Annotated in this window: 15 protein-coding genes; 10 read left to right on the top strand and 5 right to left on the bottom strand. The window is 70.2% G+C overall.

Annotation, left to right across the window (positions count from 1 at the left end; translation table 11 throughout):
- Positions 1-81 precede the first annotated feature (81 nt).
- The 3 genes from VNS22_RS18540 to VNS22_RS18530 are packed head-to-tail and all read left to right on the top strand — an operon-like array spanning position 82 to position 4,162.
- Positions 82-3,012, top strand: coding sequence for a bifunctional [glutamine synthetase] adenylyltransferase/[glutamine synthetase]-adenylyl-L-tyrosine phosphorylase (locus tag VNS22_RS18540; RefSeq protein ID WP_325735028.1), 2,931 nt, complete (start codon positions 82-84; stop codon positions 3,010-3,012).
- A 17-nt stretch (positions 3,013-3,029) separates the two neighbouring features.
- The gene (locus VNS22_RS18535; protein WP_325735026.1) at positions 3,030-3,500 is read left to right on the top strand and encodes a peroxiredoxin; all 471 of its coding nucleotides are present in this window, start codon (positions 3,030-3,032) and stop codon (positions 3,498-3,500) included.
- 56 nt (positions 3,501-3,556) lie between these two features.
- The gene (locus VNS22_RS18530) at positions 3,557-4,162 is read left to right on the top strand and encodes a class I SAM-dependent methyltransferase (RefSeq protein WP_325735024.1); all 606 of its coding nucleotides are present in this window, start codon (positions 3,557-3,559) and stop codon (positions 4,160-4,162) included.
- A gap of 4 nt (positions 4,163-4,166) precedes the next feature.
- Here VNS22_RS18530 and VNS22_RS18525 read toward each other — a convergent pair whose 3' ends face one another.
- Positions 4,167-4,895, bottom strand: a complete 729-nt coding sequence (locus VNS22_RS18525; protein ID WP_325735022.1) for a DsbA family protein — start codon at positions 4,893-4,895, stop codon at positions 4,167-4,169.
- Between the two features lie 35 nt (positions 4,896-4,930).
- Positions 4,931-6,271 carry a M48 family metalloprotease gene (locus VNS22_RS18520; RefSeq protein ID WP_325735020.1) on the bottom strand — a complete coding sequence of 447 codons (1,341 nt, stop codon included), beginning with the start codon at positions 6,269-6,271 and terminating at the stop codon, positions 4,931-4,933.
- Between the two features lie 24 nt (positions 6,272-6,295).
- On the opposite strand from VNS22_RS18520, the gene VNS22_RS18515 reads away from it, so the two are divergent.
- The gene (locus VNS22_RS18515; protein WP_325735018.1) at positions 6,296-7,480 is read left to right on the top strand and encodes a pyridoxal phosphate-dependent aminotransferase; all 1,185 of its coding nucleotides are present in this window, start codon (positions 6,296-6,298) and stop codon (positions 7,478-7,480) included.
- Here VNS22_RS18515 and VNS22_RS18510 read toward each other — a convergent pair.
- On the bottom strand, positions 7,477-10,119 hold the full coding sequence (locus VNS22_RS18510) for an Rne/Rng family ribonuclease (protein WP_325735016.1): 2,643 nt from the start codon (positions 10,117-10,119) through the stop codon (positions 7,477-7,479). The two genes, VNS22_RS18515 and VNS22_RS18510, sit on opposite strands and share 4 nt — an antisense overlap.
- A gap of 433 nt (positions 10,120-10,552) precedes the next feature.
- Here VNS22_RS18510 and VNS22_RS18505 point away from each other — a divergent pair, with 433 nt between their 5' ends.
- From VNS22_RS18505 to VNS22_RS18490, 4 genes are all read left to right on the top strand, one after another.
- A complete protein-coding gene (locus VNS22_RS18505) occupies positions 10,553-11,905 on the top strand; it encodes an N-acetylmuramoyl-L-alanine amidase (RefSeq protein ID WP_325735014.1) in 1,353 nt (450 codons plus the stop codon).
- A 207-nt stretch (positions 11,906-12,112) separates the two neighbouring features.
- Positions 12,113-14,584, top strand: a complete 2,472-nt coding sequence (locus VNS22_RS18500) for a penicillin-binding protein 1A (protein WP_325735012.1) — start codon at positions 12,113-12,115, stop codon at positions 14,582-14,584.
- Between the two features lie 60 nt (positions 14,585-14,644).
- Positions 14,645-15,773, top strand: a protein-coding gene (gene prfB / locus VNS22_RS18495) for a peptide chain release factor 2 (RefSeq protein WP_325735010.1) whose coding sequence is annotated in 2 segments (ribosomal slippage) — positions 14,645-14,713 and positions 14,715-15,773 — 1,128 coding nt in all. Because the reading frame shifts where the segments join, the coding sequence is not laid out codon by codon here.
- Complete coding sequence (locus VNS22_RS18490; protein ID WP_325735008.1) at positions 15,770-16,717, top strand: hypothetical protein; 948 nt, start codon at positions 15,770-15,772, stop codon at positions 16,715-16,717. The genes prfB and VNS22_RS18490 overlap by 4 nt, the downstream gene beginning before the upstream one ends.
- 54 nt (positions 16,718-16,771) lie before the next feature.
- Here the strand turns inward: VNS22_RS18490 and VNS22_RS18485 are convergent, their stop codons facing one another.
- Together VNS22_RS18485 and VNS22_RS18480 are read right to left on the bottom strand one after the other, a co-directional pair.
- Positions 16,772-17,404, bottom strand: coding sequence for an ABC transporter substrate-binding protein (locus VNS22_RS18485; RefSeq protein ID WP_325735006.1), 633 nt, complete (start codon positions 17,402-17,404; stop codon positions 16,772-16,774).
- Positions 17,397-18,128: a VacJ family lipoprotein gene (locus VNS22_RS18480; RefSeq protein WP_325735004.1), complete on the bottom strand. Its 732-nt coding sequence runs from the start codon at positions 18,126-18,128 to the stop codon at positions 17,397-17,399. The genes VNS22_RS18485 and VNS22_RS18480 overlap by 8 nt, the downstream gene beginning before the upstream one ends.
- A 193-nt stretch (positions 18,129-18,321) precedes the next feature.
- Between VNS22_RS18480 and VNS22_RS18475 the strand changes: the two genes are divergently transcribed.
- Complete coding sequence (locus tag VNS22_RS18475; RefSeq protein WP_325735002.1) at positions 18,322-19,323, top strand: metalloregulator ArsR/SmtB family transcription factor; 1,002 nt, start codon at positions 18,322-18,324, stop codon at positions 19,321-19,323.
- A 53-nt stretch (positions 19,324-19,376) separates the two neighbouring features.
- A complete protein-coding gene (locus tag VNS22_RS18470; protein ID WP_325735000.1) occupies positions 19,377-20,345 on the top strand; it encodes a methylenetetrahydrofolate reductase in 969 nt (322 codons plus the stop codon).
- Positions 20,346-20,730 lie beyond the last annotated feature (385 nt).

Raw genomic sequence — 20,730 nt, 5'->3', positions numbered from 1 at the left:
TCTGGCCAACCGGGCCAGGGGCACTCCCGCGGATCCGCGAGTCCGACGGGAGGGCCGCATCAGGAAGGGCTTCGACGTCCCTTGCCATTTCTCCACCCTCCGCTGACCACCGATCATGCCGCCGTTGCCCGCCATCGTGCACGGCTGAAGCGAGCCGTCGAGGCCGAACCGGACCCGGCGCGCCGGGACTTCGCCCAGGCAGTGCTGGAGGACGCACGGCACACCGGCCTGCTCGACGGCATGCTGGCCGGGAGCCCGTTTCTAGCCGAGAACGCGGTCGAGTTCCCGCAGGTCCTGGCCCGCACTCTGGATGCGGGAGCGGGCCCCGTGCTGGCCGAGATCCAGGCCGAGCTCACCCGGCCAGGGCCGCTGCCGGATCGGTCACGGCTGATGGCGCAGCTGCGCCGGGCACGGCGGCAGGTGGCGCTGGCCGTGGCACTGGCCGACCTGTCCGGTGCATGGGCGCTGGAGCAGGTGACGGCGGCGCTCACGGATTTCGCCGACCTCGCCGTCGACCGGGCCCTGCGCCGGCTCCTGCAGGACGCAGCCGACCGCAAGGAGATCACGCTCGACCCGGACGAGCCGGTGCGCCACTCCGGCCTCGTCGTGCTGGGCATGGGCAAGTACGGGGCGGGTGAGCTGAACTACAGCTCCGACATCGACCTGATCGTGCTGTTCGACCCCGACCGGTTCCAGGTGGGTGGCGGCGCCACCCAGATGGGCCTGGCCTCGCGGCTGGTGCGCGGCCTGGAATACATGCTGCAGGAGAAGACCCGGGACGGCTACGTATTCCGGGTCGACTTCCGGCTGCGCCCGCACCCGCCGGGCCATCCGCTGGCGCTGCCGGTGCCGGCCGCCGAACTCTACTACGAGCGGCATGGCCAGAACTGGGAACGCGCCGCGATGATCAAGGCCCGCCCGATAGGCGGCGACCTCGCGGCCGGCGACGCGTTCCTGGAGGGGCTGCGGCCCTATCTGTGGCGCCGGCACCTGGACTTCGCGGCGATCGCCGACATCCATTCGATCAAGCGCCAGATCAACGCCCATCGCGGCTTTGGCCAGATCGCGGTGCTCGGCCACGACGTGAAGGTCGGCCGCGGCGGGATCCGCGAGGTCGAGTTCTTCGCCCAGACCCAGCAGCTGATCCTGGGCGGCCGTGACCCGGGGCTGCGCAGCAACCGCACGGTCGAGGCGCTGGAGGCGCTGGCCCGGTCCCGCTGGGTCGCCGAGGACGCGGCCAGCGAGATGATCGACTGCTACCGCTATCTGCGCGCCGTCGAGCACCGGCTGCAGATGGTGGCCGACCAGCAGACCCAGCGCCTGCCCGAGCGTGCCGACCGCTTCGAGACGTTCGCTGCGTTTGCCGGCCATGCGACCGGGGCCGCTCTCGCCCGCGACCTGGAGGAAACGTTCCGCACGGTGGAACGGCACTATGCCGCCCTGTTCGAGACGAGCCCGGATCTCGGGGCCGGCGCCTCGCTGGTGTTCACCGGGACGGAAGACGATCCGGCGACGCTCGAGCACCTGGCGGCACTGGGCTTCACCGACCCGGCCGCGGCCAGCCGGCGGATCCGGGACTGGCATCACGGCCATGTCCGCGCCACCCGTACGGTGCGGGCGCGCGAACTCCTGACCGAGCTGATGCCGGCTCTGCTCCAGGCGTTCAGCCGGGCCGTGGACGTGAACGGCGCGTTCAGCCTGTTCGACCGGTTCATCACCAACCTGCCCTCGGGCGTGCAGATCTTCTCGCTCTTGCGCGCCAACCCGAAGCTGCTGCGCCTGATCGTCGACCTGACCGGTGCCGCCCCCAGGCTGGCCGCCCATCTGGCCGCTCATACCGACCTTCTGGACGCGCTGCTGGAGCCCGACTTCTTCGAGCCCCTGCCAGACCAGGCGCAGCTCCAGGCCGAGATGGGACATCGGCTCCAGGATGCGCGCGACCTCCAGGACAAGCTCGACCTGATCCGGCGCTGGGCGCACGGCCGGCAGTTCCAGGCGGGCCTGCACATCCTCCTGGGTGTCACCCCGGCCGAGTCGGCACTCGTGACCCTTTCTGCCATCGCCGAGATCGCGGTGGCCGACCTCCTGCCCGAGGCCCTGGACTGGCTGGTCGGCCAGCACGGCCGGATCCCGGACGGCCGGTTCTGCGTGCTGGGCCTGGGCAAGCTCGGCTCGCGCGAGCTGACGATCGGCTCGGACCTCGACCTGATCTTCGTCTATGACGCACCGGAGGATGCCCAGTCCGACGGGCAGCGGCCGATCTCGGCCGATGTCTACTTCGCCAGGCTGGCCAACCGGCTAACCAGCGCCATCTCGGCCAGGACCAGCGAAGGCACGCTGTTCGAGATCGACATGCGCCTGCGTCCGTCCGGCAATGCCGGCCCGGTGGCGACCCGCCTCCAGCGCTTCGTGCGCTACCAGGCACAGTCCGCCGCCACCTGGGAGCACCAGGCGCTGACCCGGGCCCGGGCCGTGGCCGGCGATACCCGTCTGGCCGCGGAGGTGCAGGACGCGATCGAGGCGGTGCTGCACCGCCCCCGCCCGCAGGCCGCCCTGGCGCAGGACGTGCGGGCCATGCGCATGCGGATCTTCAAGGAGCATGGCAGCGACGATCCCTGGAACCTCAAGCATGTCCGGGGCGGGATCGTCGAGATCGAGTTCCTGGCCCAGTACCTGCAACTGGCCCATCTGGCCGAGCACCCGGGCCTGCGCGACCGCTCCACCCCTGCCGTGTTCGCCAAGGCGGCTCTGGCCGGCCTCCTGCCGGACCACGACGCGGCGGCGCTGGATCACGCCTGGCGACTGCTGATCCGCCTGTTCGCCACCCTGCGTTTGTCCCAGGACAGCGGCACCATGCCCAGATCGATCCCGGCGGCCATGCAGGAGGCGCTGCTGCGTGTGGCCGATCCCCAGGGCCGCTCCGGCCTGCCCAGTGACATGGCGCTTCTCCAGCGCAGACTCGTTGAAAGTCAGGAGGCAGTGCGCCAAGTCTTCGACCGGCTGTTGAGCTGAAGGATGGAGGCGCGCTCGTGACCCTTTCGCCCGGTGACACCATGCCGGATTTCGACCTGCCGACCGATGGCGGCGGCCGGATCTCCTCGGCCCAGCTGAAGGGCCGGCCCTACGTCCTCTACCTCTACCCCAAGGACGACACGCCCGGCTGCACGCTGGAGGCGCAGACCTTTGCCAGCCGCTACGGCGAGTTCGAGGCGCTCGGCTTCGAGGTGGTGGGCCTGTCCAAGGACAGCGTGAGCAGCCACGACCGGTTCAAGCGCAAGTGCGGCCTGAGCTTTCCACTGGCATCGGACGAGGACGGCCGGCTGGTCGAGGCGCTGGGATCCTGGGTCGAGAAGTCGAACTACGGCAAGACCTATATGGGCATCGACCGCTCGACCTTCCTGGTCAATGCGGAGGGCATGATCGTGCGCACCTGGCGCGGGGTGAAGGTGCCGGGCCATGTCGAGGACGTGCTGGCAGTGGCAACGGAGGTGGGCCACTGACCGCGCGCACCATCGGCCTGCCGGCGGAACTCGCCGCCTATGTCGCGGCGGTCGGAGTGCGCGAGCATCCCGCGCAGGCGGCGCTGCGGGCCGAGACCGACCGACTGGAGCATGGCGACATGCGCACCTCGCCGGAGGCGGCCGCACTGGTCGCCTTCCTGATCGAGACGACCGGTGCCAGGGCCGTGCTGGAGGTCGGCTGCTTCACCGGCCATGCGACGCTCGCCATGGCGCTGGCCCTGCCCCCGGATGGCCGGGTGACCACGCTCGACGTCAACGCCGACTGGCAGGCGCTCGGCCGCCGGCACTGGGAAGCAGCCGGGGTGGCCGACCGGATCCGGTTCCGTGAAGGGCCGGCGCTCGCCAGCCTGGATGAACTGCTGGCCGAGGGCAGTGCGGACGGCTTCGACCTGGCCCTGATCGATGCCGACAAGAAGACCTACCCCGCCTATCTCCAGCGCTGCCGGCGCCTGGTCCGGACCGGCGGGCTGATCGTCCTGGACAATACGCTGTGGCGTGGCCGGGTGGCGGACCCGCACGACCAGAGCCGTCAGGCCGACACGCTGCGGCGCCTGAACCAGGCGATCCACGACGATCCGGACCTGGCGCTGGTCCTCCTGCCGGTGGGCGACGGGCTGACCCTGTTGCGGCGGCGCCGCTGACGGCTCAGCTCCGCTCCCGCGTCGCCGCGATCAGGTCTTCCAGCTGGTCGGGCGGCACGGCACCCGGGATGATCTCGCCGCCCAGCACGAAGGCCGGTGTGCCGCGCAGGCCGAGCTTGCGGGCGAGCTCCATGTCGGCCGCCAGCACCTGCTCGGTCTGCGGCGAGTTCATGTCGGCCTCCAGCCGGGCGACGTCGAGGCCCAGACCGGCCGCCACTGCCCGCACGCCATCCAGCGAAATGTCCTCGCTCTCCATCAGGGCCAGATGCATGTCCCAGTAGCGGCCCTGGTTGCGCGCGGCGACCGCGGCCCTGGCCGCCACCACCGAATCCGGCCCCAGGATCGGGAACTCCTTGAGCACGAAGCGGACACCCTTGTCCTTGCCCACCAGGTCGCGGAGCGTCGGCATCATCCGCCGGCAATAGCCGCAATGATAGTCCATGAACTCGACCAGGGTGACATCGCCGTCCGGATTGGCCGCGACCTCGGCGGGCTCGCCCTTCAGGGCCTCGGCATTGTCGGCAACCGCCTGCTGGGCCTGTTGGGCCTGCTCGGCCTCCTGCCGGGCCTGGAGCGACTGCAGCGCCTCCATCACCAGTTCCGGCTCGCGCTGGAGCAGTTCGCGCACGACCTGCTCCACCGCCGCCCGATCGATCGGGGGCGTCTCTTCAGCCAGGAGCGGCGGGGCGGCCAGCAGCAGGAGGCCGGCGAGGATGGCGGGGCGGATGCGCAAGGAGATCACTCCAGCAAGGCGGCAGTGCCGCCGTTCTAGTTGGTTCGCCGGTTGCGGGAATCTGCCGGCAGCGCATCGATCGCCGCCTGCAGGTCCTGCAGCTTGAGGAAGCCGGGATCGCCCGGCTGGATCATCTGCGACGCACGCCGGGCAAAGCGCCTTGCGTCGTCGAACTGGCCAATGCGGAGATTATACTCGGCCATCGCCATCGCCGCTGCCCCCTCGTTGCCGAGCAGACCCTCCGCGGTAGCGAGCAGCCGGAACGCCTCGGCGTTGTCCGGCTCGGTGACCGTCGTGTCCACGAGCTGCTGGCGCGCCTCCTTGAGGTCAGCCGGGTCGTCCGAATCGATCAGCGCCTTGGCCAGGCCCAGCTTGAGCAGGCCGCTGCGGGGCAGGAGGCGCAAGGCTGCGCGATACGGCCCGGCCGCCTCCGCCAGCCGGCCGTTCTCGTACAGCATCTGTCCTTCCAGCTCATGGAAGTAGGGGTCGTCCGGATGCTCCTTGATCAATTGGCGGATCGCCGCCAGCGCGTCGTTCAGGCGCGGGATGCGGTAGAGCGCGATGGCGGTGGCGTAGCGTCCGGCCAGCGTGCCGTCGTCCTGCCAGCGGCGCAGCGCGTCCGACGGCTCGGCCAGGAAGGCGTCGAGCTTGGCGCGCATCCGGGCATGCCGCTCCACCGCGGGCCCCTCGATCTGCCGGCCGGCAAAAGGCGACTTCGCGAGCTGGTTTTGGAGGAACTCGATACGCGAGCTGGTGAGCGGGTGGGTCATGAGCCAGGGATCGGCCCGCCCGCTCACGCGCAGGTCGTCGGTATCCAGGATCCGGAAGAACTGCAGCAGGCCCTCCGGGCTCTGGCCGAGATCACCCAGGAGCCGCACCGCGGCCTGGTCGGCCGCCTGCTCCTGGCCACGGCTGAACTTCAGGAAGCCGCCCTGCGCCACGGTGAGCCCGCCGGCCATCGCCGCGATGCCGACCTGCGGGGCACCCATGGCGGCGGCAGCCAGCCCCAGCAGCGTGCCGAGCAGCGCCTGGCTGCCGGCATTCTGCATCGCGACCTGGGCACGGCTCAGATGGCCGCCGGCGATGTGGCCGGTCTCGTGCGCGATCACCCCTTCCAGCTGGTCCGGGGTCTCGGTGGTGATCAGCAGTCCGGAGTTCAGGAACAGGTTCTGCCCGCCCGCGACGAACGCGTTCAGCGAGTTGTCGTTGACGATGTAGATGCGGATGGAGGAGGGATCGAGCCCGGCTGCGCGGAAGATCGGGTCGGAGAGCTCACGGAGCGTCGTCTCGATCTCGACGTCGCGCAGGAGGAACAGGGACTGGGCCAGGGCCGGCCGCAGCGGTGCCGCCAGCAGGACCAGTACCAGGACGACCACCGCCACCATCCGGCAGGAGAAGCCGTGCCAGCCGATCGAAAAATTCCCCTTCCGCCCTCCGAACGCAGCGCGATCCCGTCCTTTTTGGTGATGGACGTGGTGATCGATGCTGCCCGGCAGGAAGCGGCGGGTCATGACGTCGTCCATCTCGAGATCGGCGAGCCAGGTGGCGGCGCGCCCGCGCCCGCCCTGGAGGCCGCGGCTGCCGCCCTGCGCGACGGCGCCCTCGGCTATACGCCGGCTCTGGGCCTGCCTGCCCTGCGCAGGCGCATCGCCCGCCATTACCGCGACTGGCATGGCCTGGACGTCGACTGGCAGCGCATCGCGGTCACCACCGGTGCCTCGGGCGGCTTCGTGCTGGGCTTCCTGGCGAGCTTCGACCCGGGTGCGCGCGTGCTGGTCGCCGATCCCAGCTATCCCTGCTACCGCAACGTCATGGCGGCGCTCGGAATCGAGGCGGTGCGGGTGGCCACCGGCCCTGCCGACGGCTTCCAGCCGACCCCGGCGGAACTCGACGCGATTCCGGGCCGGATCGACGGCCTGGTGCTGCAGAGCCCGGCCAATCCCACCGGCACCATGCTCGACGACGCGCGGCTGGCGGCCCTCGCCGCCTGGGCCAGGGCGCGCCGTGTCCGCCTGATCGTCGACGAGATCTATCAAGGCATCACCTACGAGGCACCCGCGACCACGGTGCTCAAGGTCGAGCCAGAGGCGTTGGTCGTCAACAGCTTCTCGAAATTCTGGGCGATGACCGGCTGGCGGGTCGGCTGGCTGGTGCTGCCCGAGCCGCTGGTCCGGCCGGTGGAGCGGCTGGCACAGAACCTGTTCATCTCCACGCCCACCGTGGCCCAGGTGGCCGCCACCGCCGCCATGGATGCCGAGGAGGAACTGCACGCCCGGGTCGGAATCTACCGAGCCAATCGCGACCTGCTGCGCCAGGCACTGGGCCGGGCGGGGCTCGACCGGATCGCCCCTCCCGACGGCGCCTTCTATCTCTGGGCCGACATCCGGCCGACCGGCGTTCCGGCCAGCGAGCTGGCGCGCCGCCTTCTGCACGAGGCCCATGTCGCCGTCACTCCCGGCATGGATTTCGACCCCGTCGACGGCGAGAACTGGATCCGGCTGTCGTTCGCCGCTGATCCCGAGCGGATCCGGATCGGGGCGGAGCGACTCGAAGCCGCCCTCACCCCGATGATCCGCCGGGCCTAGCTGCCGGTCAGCCGGTTCCACCAGCCGCGCCGCACCGGCCGGGCCGGCGCTTCGGCCGCCACCGGCTCCGGTGCGGGAGCAGGCTCGGCCTTCGCGGGTTCCGGAGCCTGGGCAGGCTCCGGAGCGGGCACGGGCTCGGCTGCCGGTGCTACCGCCTGCTCCGGTGCAGGCACCGGTGCCGGCTCGGCCGCCGGCACCTCCGCCTCGGCTGCCTTCTTCGTGGTCCGCCGCCGCTTGGGCTTCGCCTCGACCACGGGCTCTGCCGGCTCTTCAGCCGCCTGAGCCTTCTTCCGGGCAGGTGGTGCTCGACGCGGCTTGGCTGGCTTGGCCTCCGTCGCCGCCTCGGTCACCTCGGCCGTCTTCTTGGCCCGGGTGCGCCGCTTCGGCTTGGCCTCAGCCACCGGCTCCGCCGGCTGTTCGGCCGCCTCCGGCACCGGCGGGGCTTCCACCGGCGTCATCAGCTCGGCCGGCAACGGGACGACCGGGGTATCGGCCGGTGCCGCCTCGCCAGCGGTCGCTACCGGCTCGGCCTCCACCGGCCCAGCCTCGACGGGTTCAGGCTCGACAGGCACGGCCTCGCGGGCTTCGACCTCGACGGGTCCAGCCTCGGATGGCCGGGCAGCCAGCGGCTCGCCCTCCTCGGCATCCTCGCCATCCTCGTCGAACTGCTCCTCACCACCCAACTCCTGGGCCATGCCGGCCTGCTCGCCGTTACGGTCGCCGCGACGACGACGACGGCGCCGGCGGCGGCGCTTGCGGCCACCTTCCTCGCCTTCGTCGCCATTGGCCGTAGCCTCGACCGGCTGCTCGGCAACCACCGGCTCCTCGGCCGCGTCCTCGGCCACGGCCACTGCCTCGACCGGCTCGCGGTGCTGCCGATCCTCGCCAGCCTCGTCCCGGCGACCGCCACGGCGGTCGCGCCGGCCGCGGCCGTTCTCGCTGCGGGCACGCTCGCTGCGGCGCTCGGCCAGTTCCTCCTCTTCCTCGACGATCGGCTCCTCGACCGGCTCCTCGGGCTCGGCCAGCGAAGCGGGCGGCGGCACCTCGATCGGCTTCTCGCGTCGCTCCATGCGCTCCACGCCGATGTCGCCCGGGATCATCTGATCGTCGGTGTCGACGAACACCCGCATCTGGTAGCGCTGCTCCAGGCGGAACAGCGCGTCGCGCTTGTGGTTGAGCAGGTAGTAGGCAGCGCTGCCCGGCACGATCACGCGCATCACCGCGGTCTCGCCGGCGATGCCGACCTCCTGGATGCGGCGCAGCGCCTGCAAGGCGCAGGATTCAGTCGACCGCACCACGCCCAGGCCATGGCAGACCGGGCAGGTCTGGGTGGACAGCTCCTGCAAGGACGGCCGCATCCGCTGCCGGGACAGCTCCAAGAGCCCGAACTGGCTGATCTTGCCGATCTGCAGGCGGGCACGGTCCAGCTTGAGGGCGTCGCGCAGCCGCCGCTCGACCTGGCGCTCGTGGCGCTGGTCGGCCATGTCGATGAAGTCGATCACGATCAGGCCGGCCAGGTCGCGCAGCCGCATCTGGCGCGCCGCCTCGTCCGCCGCCTCCAGATTGGTCTTGAGCGCGGTCTCGTCGATGTGCCGCTCGCGGGTCGACTTGCCCGAGTTGACGTCGATCGCGGTCAGCGCCTCGGTCGTGTGGATCACGATCGAGCCGCCCGACGGCAGGTCCACCTTGGGCAGGTGCATCGCGTCGAGCTGGTCCTCCACGCCGTAGCGGAAGAACAGGGGTGCCTCGTCGCGATACTGCTTCACCTGCCGCGAGCGCGACGGGATCAGCATGGTCATGATGCGCTTGGCCTGCTTGTAGGCCTCGTCGCCCTCGACCAGCACCTCGTCGATCTCGCGGCTGTAGAGGTCGCGCATCGCCCGTTTCACGAGGTCGCCTTCCTCGTAGATCAGGGCCGGCGCCATGCTCTTGAGCGTGGTCTCGCGGATGTCCTCCCACTGGCGCAGGAGATAGTCGTAGTCGCGCCGGATCTCGGCCCGGGTGCGCTCCTGGCCGGCGGTGCGGATGATCAGGCCCATGCCCTTGGGCACTTCCAGCTCCGCGGCGATCTCCTTCAGCCGCTTGCGGTCCTCCGCGTCGTCGATCTTGCGGCTGATCCCGCCGCCGCGCGGCGTGTTCGGCATCAGCACGCAGTAGCGGCCGGCCAGCGACAGATAGGTGGTCAGCGCGGCACCCTTGGTGCCGCGCTCCTCCTTGACGACCTGCACCAGCATGATCTGCCGGCGCTTGATCACTTCCTGGATCTTGTAGCTGCGCAGGAGCCGTGTGCGCCTGCGGGCGATGTCGGCCTCGTCGTCGTCGTCAGAGCCGTTGCCGCTGCCCTCGCCCTCGTCGCCGCGGGCGACGTCTTCCAGCATCGCCCGGTCGGCCTGCGGGATCTGGAAATAGTCCGGGTGAATCTCGGAAAATGCCAGGAAGCCGTGCCGGTTGCCGCCATACTCGACGAACGCGGCCTGGAGCGAGGGCTCCACGCGCGTCACCTTGGCGAGATAGACGTTGCCCTTGATCTGCTTCTTGGTGGACGATTCGAAATCGAAATCGACCAGCTGCTTGTCATTGAGAATGACGACCCGGGTTTCCTCCGGGTGGCCGGCATCGATCAACATGCGTCGAGTCATCGAGGGGAGTCTCCGCACGCGCATGGCGAGGCATAGTGATGCCCGGCGCCGCCGCGTGCTGCTGTAGGCCCGCGCGCAGTCCTGCACGCGAATCGGGTTGGCTCGCCCGCCCTGTGGCGGCCGAGGCGAGGGGTGCCACGCGGGCCGATGCCGACGGTTCGACCACCGCACTTCTGCGGGGTTCGTCGTACGGCAGGTATCCAACGTGGTGCATTGCGTTCGGAAGATGTGGGCGGCCCCGGGTTCGACCCGGCGGGGCAGCCTGTTGGTTGAGATGCGGCGGGATCGGCGCTATCCGGAAGCCGGGCTGCGAACTTGCGCGAACCACGGCGATCGGCACCGGATCCGCTCGCACGCACGGGACTATAGAACCATCGATCCGCTGTCTCAATCACCAAGACATACCGGAGACATCGGTTCCCGTCGAAGGTCGATGGCAGCTGTAACCGCGCATGGCCTGGCGGTCGTCGCCATGGTGATTCTGTCGATCCTATTCGCCACTTTCCCGGCCATCGCTGCCGAGACACTGATCTCCGGGCTGCGGTTCGGGATGCGGGATGCCCACACTCGGATCGTTCTCGATCTCGATGCCAACGTCCCGATCGAGACCAGCCTGTCCGCCGACCGCACCCGGCTCGAGGTGATCGTGCCGCAGGCCCGCTGGGCGCTGCCGATCGGCCGGCTGCCCCAGCCGCGCGGCCTGGTCGACGCCTGGTACACCAGCACCACGCCGGGTGCGGCCAGCCTCGAGGTCGACCTCAAGGGCCAGGCGCGGGTGGCGAATGCCGAGCTCCTGGTGCCGTCCCCAGACTCGCGCTTCTACCGCCTGGTGATCGACCTGATCCCCGGCCCCGCCCCGGCCCTGGCGGCCCCGGCCCAGCCGGAGCCGGCACCGCCCGCGGCAGGGACGAACGAGGAGACGGCAGAACGGGTGGCACCGCAGGCTGCAGCCGGGCGCGTGCCGCCCGTGCCCACACCCAAGGTCCTGCCGCGCCCGGAAGCGGTGGCACCGCCGGCGGCCACCGCCGGGATCGGCTCCGTGCTGGAGGCGCCCGCCGCGGACCAGGCGGCGCCGGCCCCGGTCCCGGCTCCTGTCCCCATCAAGCCGCTGATCGTCCTGGACCCGGGCCATGGCGGCAAGGACCCGGGCACGATCGGCCGGCGCGGCACCTACGAGAAGACCATCACCCTCGCAGTAGCCAAGGCGATCAAGGCCAGACTGGAAGAGTCCGGGCGGTACCGGGTGGCGCTCACCCGCGATCGCGACAAGGCGGTGCCGTTGCGCCAGCGACTGAACTTCGCCCGCGAGGCCGGCGGAGCCCTGTTCATCTCGATCCACGCCGACAGCCTAGCACGCAATGCGGAGATGCGGGGGGCCTCGGTCTACACCCTGTCCGACCGCGCCTCCGACCGCGAAGCCGCAGCGCTCGCCCAAAAGGAGAACAAGGCCGACATCGTCAGCGGGCTGGACCTGACCGACCAGGACCCGATCGTGAGCGAGATCCTGATCGATCTCGCCCTGCGCGACGCGACCAACCGCTCGATCGGCTTCGCCGATGCCCTGGTGCGCGAGCTCGGCAAGGTCACCCGGCTGGTGAAGGGCACCCGCCGGTTCGCCGGCTTCGTGGTGCTGAAGTCGCCCGATACTCCCAGCGTGCTGCTGGAGCTGGGCTTTCTGTCCAACCCGCGCGACGAGCAACTGCTCAACGACCCGGGCCACCGCCGCAAGGTGGCGGGCGCGGTGCTGAACGCGCTGGATGCCTATTTCGCCATCGCACCCCACTGAGCACATGCAATCGGTTGGCAGGGCCGGTGCGGAATTGAGCCCTGCCGGCGGATGCGGTAACATTGGGGCGAAGTTCGGTCGTGAACGGTCACCATTGCCGCATCGGCTGCCATATTGCCTGCCACCGGGCCTGCCACCAGATCCGGTACGAGGCCTGACACAGGGTCTGCCGCCGGCGCACTGCCTCGCACGGGAAGGTTGAAGAGCTTGACGTCGTTCCTGCGCGCGCTGGGCGTGCTGTTCAACCTGCTCCTGCTGGCGGTCCTGATCGGTGTCGGCGCACTGGGCTATGCATGGTGGCGCTATGGCCAGGACCTGCCGGACGTGGCGCAGCTCGCTACCTACGAGCCGCCGACGGTCACCCGCATCCATGCCGGCGACGGGCGGCTGCTCGCCGAGTTCGCCAAGGAGCGGCGCGTCTGGGTCCCGATCCACGCGATCCCGGTCCGCATCCAGCAGGCCTTCGTTGCCGCCGAGGATCAGAATTTCTGGAACCACTGGGGCGTGGATCCGCAGGGCATCGCGTCCGCCGTGGTCGACAATCTGCGCCGGGTCGCCAACGACGAGCGGCCGCGCGGCGCCTCGACCATCACCCAGCAGGTGGCGAAGAACTTCCTGCTCACCAACGAGATGTCGCTCGACCGCAAGATCAAGGAAGCGATCCTGGCGATCCGCATGGAGCGGGTGCTGAGCAAGGATCGGATCCTCGAGCTCTATCTCAACGAGATCTTCCTGGGCTACCGAGCCTACGGCATCGCCGCCGCGGCGCTCAACTATTTCGACAAGTCGCTGGACGAGCTGACGCTGGGCGAGATCGCGTTCATCGCCGGGCTGCCGAAGGCGCCGTCGCGCTACGACCCGGCCCGCAATGCCGAGGTGGCGCGCGACCGGCGCAACTACGTGATCGGCCGGATGCAGGCGGACCGCTACATCACCGCCGAGGAAGCGGACGCCGCCCGGGCCGAGCCGTTCGTCCTGCGCGCCCGCAGGGGCCAGGCCGACCAGGCCTCGGCCGACTTCTTCCTGGAGGAGGTGCGCCGCCGGCTGGTGGCGCAGCTGGGCGAGGCCGGCTTCTACGAGGGTGGCCTGTCGGTGCGGACCACGGTGCAGCCGCGCATCCAGCGAATCGCCGACAGCGCGCTGCGGCGCGGCCTGTCCGAGTACGACCGCAAGACCGGCTGGCGCGGCCCGATCGCGAACCTGCCGGACGCCGCTACCCGCCCGGACTGGCAGGACGCGCTGGCGGCAGTCGATCCGGGCTTCAGTCTGCTCGACTGGCAAAAGGCGCTGGTACTGGCTGCAGGTGCCGAGGGTGCCGATCTGGCGCTCGCCGACGGCACGACCGGGACGATCCGCAGTGCCGACCTGAAATGGGCACGCCCGGTGGACGCGGAGGGCCGGATGGGCCCGGCGCCCACACGCGCCGACCAGGTGCTGAAGCAGGGCGACGTCATCCTGGTCGAGAACATCGCGGCCGAGGGAGAGCCGCCGCGCTTCGGCCTGCGCCAGCGCCCCGAGGTCGAGGGTGCCGCCGTGGTGCTCGACCCCAATACCGGCCGGGTCCTGGCGATCTCGGGCGGGTTCGACTTCCGGCAGAGCAGCTTCAACCGGGCCACCCAGGCCTGGCGGCAGCCGGGCTCGTCCTTCAAGCCGTTCGTCTACCTGGCAGCCCTGGAGAACGGCTACACGCCGGCCTCGATCGTGCTGGATGCGCCGATCGTGATCGACCAGGGGCCGGACCAGCCCAAGTGGAAGCCCGAGAACTACAGCCAGCGCTTCTACGGTCCCTCCACCCTGCGCCTGGGGCTGGAGAAGTCGCGCAACCTGATGACCGTGCGCCTGGCCCAGGCGGTCGGCATGGACAAGGTGATCGACGTGGCGCGCCGCTTCGGGATCGATCGCGGCCTGCAGCACTATCTGGCCGGTTCGCTCGGCTCCAACGAGGTCACGCTGCTGGGCCTGACTTCCGCCTATGCCGAGCTGGTCAATGGCGGCAGGCAGCTGACCCCGGTGCTGGTCGAACGGATCCAGGACCGCTACGGCAGGACGCTGACGCGCCGGGACGACCGGGGCTGCGACGGCTGCACGGCCCTGGCCTATGACGGCGGCCTGCCGCCGCTCCTGCCCGACACGAGGTCGGTGGTGACCGACGAGCGGTTTGCCTATCAGATGACCAACATGCTGGCCGGAGTGGTGGAGCGCGGCACCGCCGCCAGCGCCAGCAAGCTCGGCCGGCCGCTCGGCGGCAAGACCGGCACGTCCAACGATGCCAAGGACACCTGGTTCGTCGGCTTCTCGCCGGACCTGGTCACCGGCGTGTTCATCGGCTTCGACCAGCCCAAGAGCCTGGGGGAGCATGAGACCGGCGGGACGGTGGCCCTGCCGGTCTGGACCGAGATCATGGGCAAGGTGCTGGAAGGCACCCCGCCTACCCCGTTCCGGGTGCCGCCCGGCGTGCAGCTGGTCCGCATCGATGCCACGACCGGCGCCCTGCCCGGCCCCGACACCAAACAGGTGATCCTGGAGGCGTTCTTGCCGGGCACCGCGCCCACCAGTGAACTGCCGAGCGCCGCGGTGGTCGGTGGCGAGACCGCTCTCTACGACCCGCAGCCGGCCGGCCGGCGGGCACCACCCGCTGCACCGGCAGCCCCCCCGGTCATGGATGACGGCCTGTACTGACCGCCGGCACTCCCACCTTTTCCCAATCGATGCCCGATCCTGTCCCTACGGAGCCTGAACATGCGTGCTGAGATCGCAAATCCCGCCGACGAGCTGAAGGAGGGTGTGGCCCTTCTACGGAGGCATCTTTGACTGGGATGAAGCCCTGGTCCGCCTGGACGAGCTGAACGCCCTTTCCGAGGATCCGACGCTCTGGAACGATGCGGAGCGCGCGCAGAAGATCATGCGCGAGCGCAACGGTCTGGCGGCGCGGATCGATCAGGTTCGCGAGATCGAGACCCGGCTGAACGACGGGCTGGAGCTGGCGGAACTGGCCGAGGCGGAGAACGACGAGGCGACGCTCGGCGAGATCCAGCGCGACCTCGCCGGCCTGAAGGATACCGTCCGCCGCCTGCAGCTGGAGGCGATGCTGTCCGGCGAGGCCGACCGCAACAACGCGTTCATCGAGATCAACGCGGGTGCCGGCGGGACGGAGAGCCAGGACTGGGCCGAGATGCTCATGCGCATGTACACGCGCTGGGCCGAGCAGCACGGCTACAAGGTCAACCTGATCCAGGAGACCGAGGGCGAGGAGGCCGGGATCAAGTCGGCCACGCTCCGGCTGGAGGGCGAGAACGCCTATGGCTGGCTGAAGACCGAGGCGGGCGTGCACCGGCTGGTGCGCATCTCCCCCTATGACAGCCAGGCGCGCCGCCACACCAGCTTCGCAAGCGTCTGGGTCTATCCCGAGATCGACGATTCGATCGAGGTCGACATCCAGGACAAGGACCTGCGCATCGATACCTACCGGGCCTCCGGCGCCGGCGGCCAGCACGTCAACCGGACGGAATCGGCGATCCGCATCACCCATCTGCCGACCGGCATCGTGGTGAGCTGCCAGACCGACCGCTCGCAGCACCGCAACCGCGACACCGCGTTCGGGATGCTGCGCGCCAGGCTCTACGAGCTGGAGCTGCAGAAGCGCCGGGCGGCAGCGGACGCCACCGAGGCGGCCAAGACCGATATCGGCTGGGGCCACCAGATCCGCTCCTACGTGCTGCAGCCCTACCGGATGGTGAAGGACCTGCGCACCGGGGTGGAGACGTCGGACACGCAGGGGGTGCTGGACGGCGATCTCGACCAGTTCCTGGAGGCATCGCTGGCGCGCGGCGTCACCGGTGTGGCCACGGAGGTGGAGGATCCGGCTTGAGGGCGGCGGTGATGCTGCTGGGCGCCGTCCTCATCGGCGCCGGCCCGGCGCTGGCAATGGAGGACGGCTCCAGTGCCGCGCAGCTCGAGGCAGCGCTTGCGCAGATCCGTGCCAAGATCGAGGAGCAGCGGGCACTCACCGGTGCCGAGGCCAAGGACGCTGCCGATCGGCTGGCGGAGATCGGCCGGCTGAGCGACCGGATCAGGGATCTGGAGCTGGAGAACGGGCAGCTGCAGGCGAAGGCCGAGGAGCAGGTGGCACTCGCCGAAGCGGCGACCCAGGATGCGGCCGACCGGCTGAACGAGATCGGCCGGCTGAACGACCGGATCAGGGAGCTGGAGGGCGAGAACAGGCAGTTGCGCACCAGGGTCGAGGAGCAGGCGGGACTCGCCGGTGCGTCGGCCAAGGATGCTGCCGATCGGCTGGCGGAGATCGGCCGGCTGAACGACCGGACCAGGGAGCTGGAAGGCGAGAACAGGCAGTTGCGCACCAGGGTCGAGGAGCAGGTGGCACTCGCCGGTGCGTCGGCCAAGGATGCGGCCGACCGGCTGGACGAGATCGGCCGGCTGAAAGACCGGACCAGGGAGCTGGAACGGGAGAACGGACAGCTGCGCGAAGCCAACCGGGCGCTCGACGGGGAACTCGCCACGGTGCGCGGCCAGCATGACCGGCTGGAGCGCGAGGCGCAGGAACTGGCCAAGGCGGCCGAGGCCAGGCTCGACGAGTTCACGCAGGCCCAGAGCGGGATCGCTGCCGCCCGAGCGCAGCTGGATGCGATGGCGCAGGCGCTGAGCGAACTGGCGGAGCAGCGGTCGGTGATTGCCCCTGCCGCCGGCCAGCTATCGGCCGCAGAGCTTCCGGTCCTGGAGGACCCGGCCGCGTTGCGGCAGGAGCTGGCGCGTGCCCGGGCACGGATCGCGGAGCTGGAACGCCAGCTTCAGTGATCAGGAAGGGTCGGGCATGGCCAAGCCGGCGCCCGACCCGGAACGGGCCGCGGCTCAGGCCGAGCGACGGGCCGCGATCTGCTCCTTCAGGCGGGCGATCACCCCGTCGAAGCCGCTGCGCTCCAGCACTTCGCCATATTCCTGGCGCCAAGTGACCACCGCCGATACGCCCTCGCCGACCACGTCGATGATCTTGAAGCCATCGTCGGTGCGGCGCACCCGCCAGTCGACATTGGCCGGCGGCTGGCCCCGGACGCGCACGATCTTGCTCGACACGACCGTGTCCCGGTCGTCGACCACGCGCTCGCCCGTGATCTCGTAGGTCTCGCCCCCGTAGTTGCGCAGCTGGGAGGCGATCGTCTCGATGGTGAACTGCCGGAACAGGTCGACGAACTCCTGCTGCTGCGCCGGGCTCGCCTGGCGCCAGTAGCGGCCGCTGACCAGCCGGCCGACGATCTCGAAGTCGACGCTCTTGTCCAGGATCGACACCAGCCGAGCCAGCCGCTCCTGGTCGTTCAGCGAGGCGTCACCGAAGGTCGCCACCACTTCCTGGCCGACCTTGTCCATGAAGGCCGACGGGGCTTCCTGCGCGCCGGCCGGAATGCGGAGTATCGTCAGCACGGCCAATGCCGTGGCACCGGCCAGCAAGCCGCGGCGGCTCACCACGGCCGCACGGGCATCACTCAACATCCGGCTCCTCCTCGAAGATCGCGTCATACTGGGCATCCGAACCGCTGCCGGCGATCTCCGCTCCGAGCCGCTGCAGGTAGATCGAGCGCACCGTGGCATACATGTCGACGCTGCCCCGGCGCAGGTCCTCGATCGCATCCATGTTCTGGACGTGGAAGTCGACGCCCTCCATGACGTTCTGGGTGATCCAGGGCCAGTCGCTGCTCAGGTAGAAGGTCGGGTTCAGGGTCATGTCCGGCAGGCGGCCCACCGCGCCACGCACCACATCGGGACCGAACAGGGGCAGGACCACGTAGGGGCCGGGCCCCACCCCCCATTTCTGCAGGGTCGTGCCGAACCGGGTCTCCTGCTTCTGGTAGCCGAACGCCGAGGCCGCATCGAACAGACCGCCCACGCCCAGCGTGGTGTTGATGACGAACCGGCCGACCGAGGTGCCGAACCCTTCCCGCTCGCCCTGGAGCGCCAGGTTCACGAAGTGGGTGGGCTCGCGCAGGTTGTTCAGGAAGTTGCTGACGCTATCGCGCACGGGCTCGGGCACCACTGCCCGGTAGCCGCGGGACACCGGGGTCAGGACCGCGCGGTCCGCGACCTCGTTGAAGCCGAAGATCGCGCGGTTGACCGGCTCCCAGGGATCCGGATCCTCGGCCGTAGCGCAGCCCGCCAGGACCAGCGCGAGCGCCAGGATCGGTACAGGCCGCGCCGCGCGCCCTTGCTGGCTCATCTTCACCTCTCGATAGCGGAGGATGGGGAAAGCGTCGTCATTCATCGGTCCGCCGCGACAAGTACGTGCCGTGCCACGGGGATTCAAGTTGAGGCCATGCACGGCCTCACGGATCGGTGCCCTGCTGTGACCAGTACCGGAGCGCTTGACCGGTGGATATAAAGAAATGTAGATATGTCTCAGGAGATCTGAGATGGATTCTGCCGGCCCCGAACTCGCCCAGCTGCTGGATGGCCTCGCTGCCGCGGCCGATCCGTCACGCCTGCGCCTGCTCGCCATCTGTGCCCAGGGCGAGTGGACGGTCAGCGAGCTGGTCCAGGTGCTGGGCCAGTCGCAGCCGCGCATCTCCCGCCACCTGAAGATCCTGGCCGAGGCCGGCCTGCTCGACCGCTTCCGCGAAGGCAGCTGGGTGTTCTACCGGCGCGCCCAGGACGGCGACGGCGCCAGGCTCGCCCGCTCGATCTGCCGCCTCCTGCCCGCCGAGGACGGCGTGCTCCAGCTGGATCGCCGCCGGCTGGAAGTGGTGCGCGCCGCACGGCGCCGGGCCGCCGAAGCCTGGTTCGACCACCATGCCAAGGCCTGGGACGAGGAGCGCGAGCTGGGTCCGGCCGAGACCGCCGCGATCGAGCAGGCGCTCACCCACCTGTTCGAGGGGGTCAGCACCCCCTCCCTGCTCGACATCGGCACCGGCACCGGCCGGGTCCTGCAGCTGCTCGCCAGTCGGATCGGCTATGGCCTGGGTGTCGACGTCGCCCAGGACATGCTCAAGATCGCGCGGGCCAACCTGGACCGGCGCGAGGCGCGCAACTGCCAGGTCCGCCACGGCGACATGTACCAGCTGCCGCTGCCCGACGCCTCGTTCAGCGCGGTGACCTTCCATCAGGTGCTGCATTTCGCCGACGATCCGTTCGCGGCGCTGGCCGAGGCCCGCCGGGTGCTGGCGCCGGGCGGGCGGATCGTGGTGATCGACCTGGCCCGACACGAGCGCGAGGACCTGCGCGAAGCGCGCCAGCACCGCCGCCTGGGCTTCACCGACCCGGAGATGACCGGCTGGCTCGAGGAGCTGGGCCTCCAGGTCGAGCCGTCCGTGCAGGTGCCGGGCGGCGATCTCACCGTGGTCCTGTGGTCGGCCAGGCTGGCCGATGCCCAGGTCCTGCCCTTCCCGCCCCATGGCCGCAGCGAGGCGCTGGCATGAGCCGCGCCCGTTCCGACGCCGCCATCAGCGACTCCCAGCAACCGGAGCAGCTCATGTCCGAGCCCACCACCCTCGACCGGCTGCATGAGGACCGCCGGGTCCTCCGCCACTTCCCGCTGCTGGGCGAGCCCCTGCCGCAGCCCAGGCTGTCGGTCGAGCTGTTCCCGCCCAAGAGCGGCCCGGCCACCGAGACCTTCTTCACCGAGGTCGCCCGTCTCGCGGCGGTGGGCCCGGATCATCTGACCGTCACCTCCGGGGCGGGCGGCGGCGAGCAGGTGGAAGCGACCTTCGCCACGGTGCGCGAGCTGCAGGAGCGGTTCGGCCTGCCGGTGGCGCCGCACATCACCGCGGCCGCGGTGGACCGGCGCGACGTGGCGGCACTGGCCGAGCGCTACACAGCCCTGGGCGTCACCCGGGTGGTGGCGCTGCGCGGCGATTCGACCGACGGCATCGGCCAGCCCTACCGGCCGCGGCCGGACGGGTTCGCCCATGCCTCGGACCTGGTGCGGGCACTGGCCGAGGCCGGGCGGTTCGACATCGGCGTCGGCTGCTACCCGGAGGTCCATCCGGAATCGGCCGATGCCGCCACCGACCTCGCCCATCTGCGCACCAAGGTCGAGGCCGGCGCCTCGCACCTGATCACCCAGTACTGCTTCGACACCGACCGGATCCTGCGCTTCCGCGATGCCTGCCACGCGGCCGGTATCCAGGCGCCGATCGTGCCGGGCATCATGCCGATCCATTCCTTCGCCCAGATCCGCCGCTTCAGCGGCATGTGCGGCGCCACCATCCCAGAATGGCTGGCCGAGCTGTTCCACGGGCTGGACGACCAGCCGGAACTGGCGCGCATGGTCGCGACCACGGTCGCCGCCGAGCAGTGCCGCCGCCTGGTCGCCGAGGGCTTCGACTCCCTGCATCTCTATGCCCTGAACCGTGCCGACCTGACCCTGGCGCTCTGCCGCCTGCTTGGTCGGCGCAGCCTGCAGCTGGTGCCGCCGGACCGGATGGCCGCGGCCGCCTGAGCGGCAGATCTCGGGTTCGCTCGTGCAGAATGCAGCGCGACGAAGGCTGAGAGCGCCGTCGCGTCGGGACGTTCCCACGGGCAGGCGATAACGGATCGAGTCGGGGATGGCTCGGGTTCGTTTCGTCAATGGGTCGACAGGCGCGGCTCGGGTTCGTTTGTGCAGATTCGCATATCGGTTGTGGTGAGGCATCGCGGGCTGGCCTTGCAGCGGGTCGGGATGGCCAGCATAGCATGTTTAGGCGTGCAGTCCTAAGATCGCCGTGGATCAGGACGAGGTGACCGTCAGCGTGCTGCGCCCGCCGCCCTGAGGCGTCACCTCGACCCGCACCGCGATCCGCTCCTTCATCTCCTCGACATGGCTGATCACGCCGACCCGGCGGCCG

This window comes from Geminicoccus sp. (genome assembly GCF_035556675.1).
GTDB lineage: Bacteria > Pseudomonadota > Alphaproteobacteria > Geminicoccales > Geminicoccaceae > Geminicoccus.
Note: the sequence above shows the minus strand (reverse complement) of the source record. Positions and strands in the feature narration are given on the sequence as shown.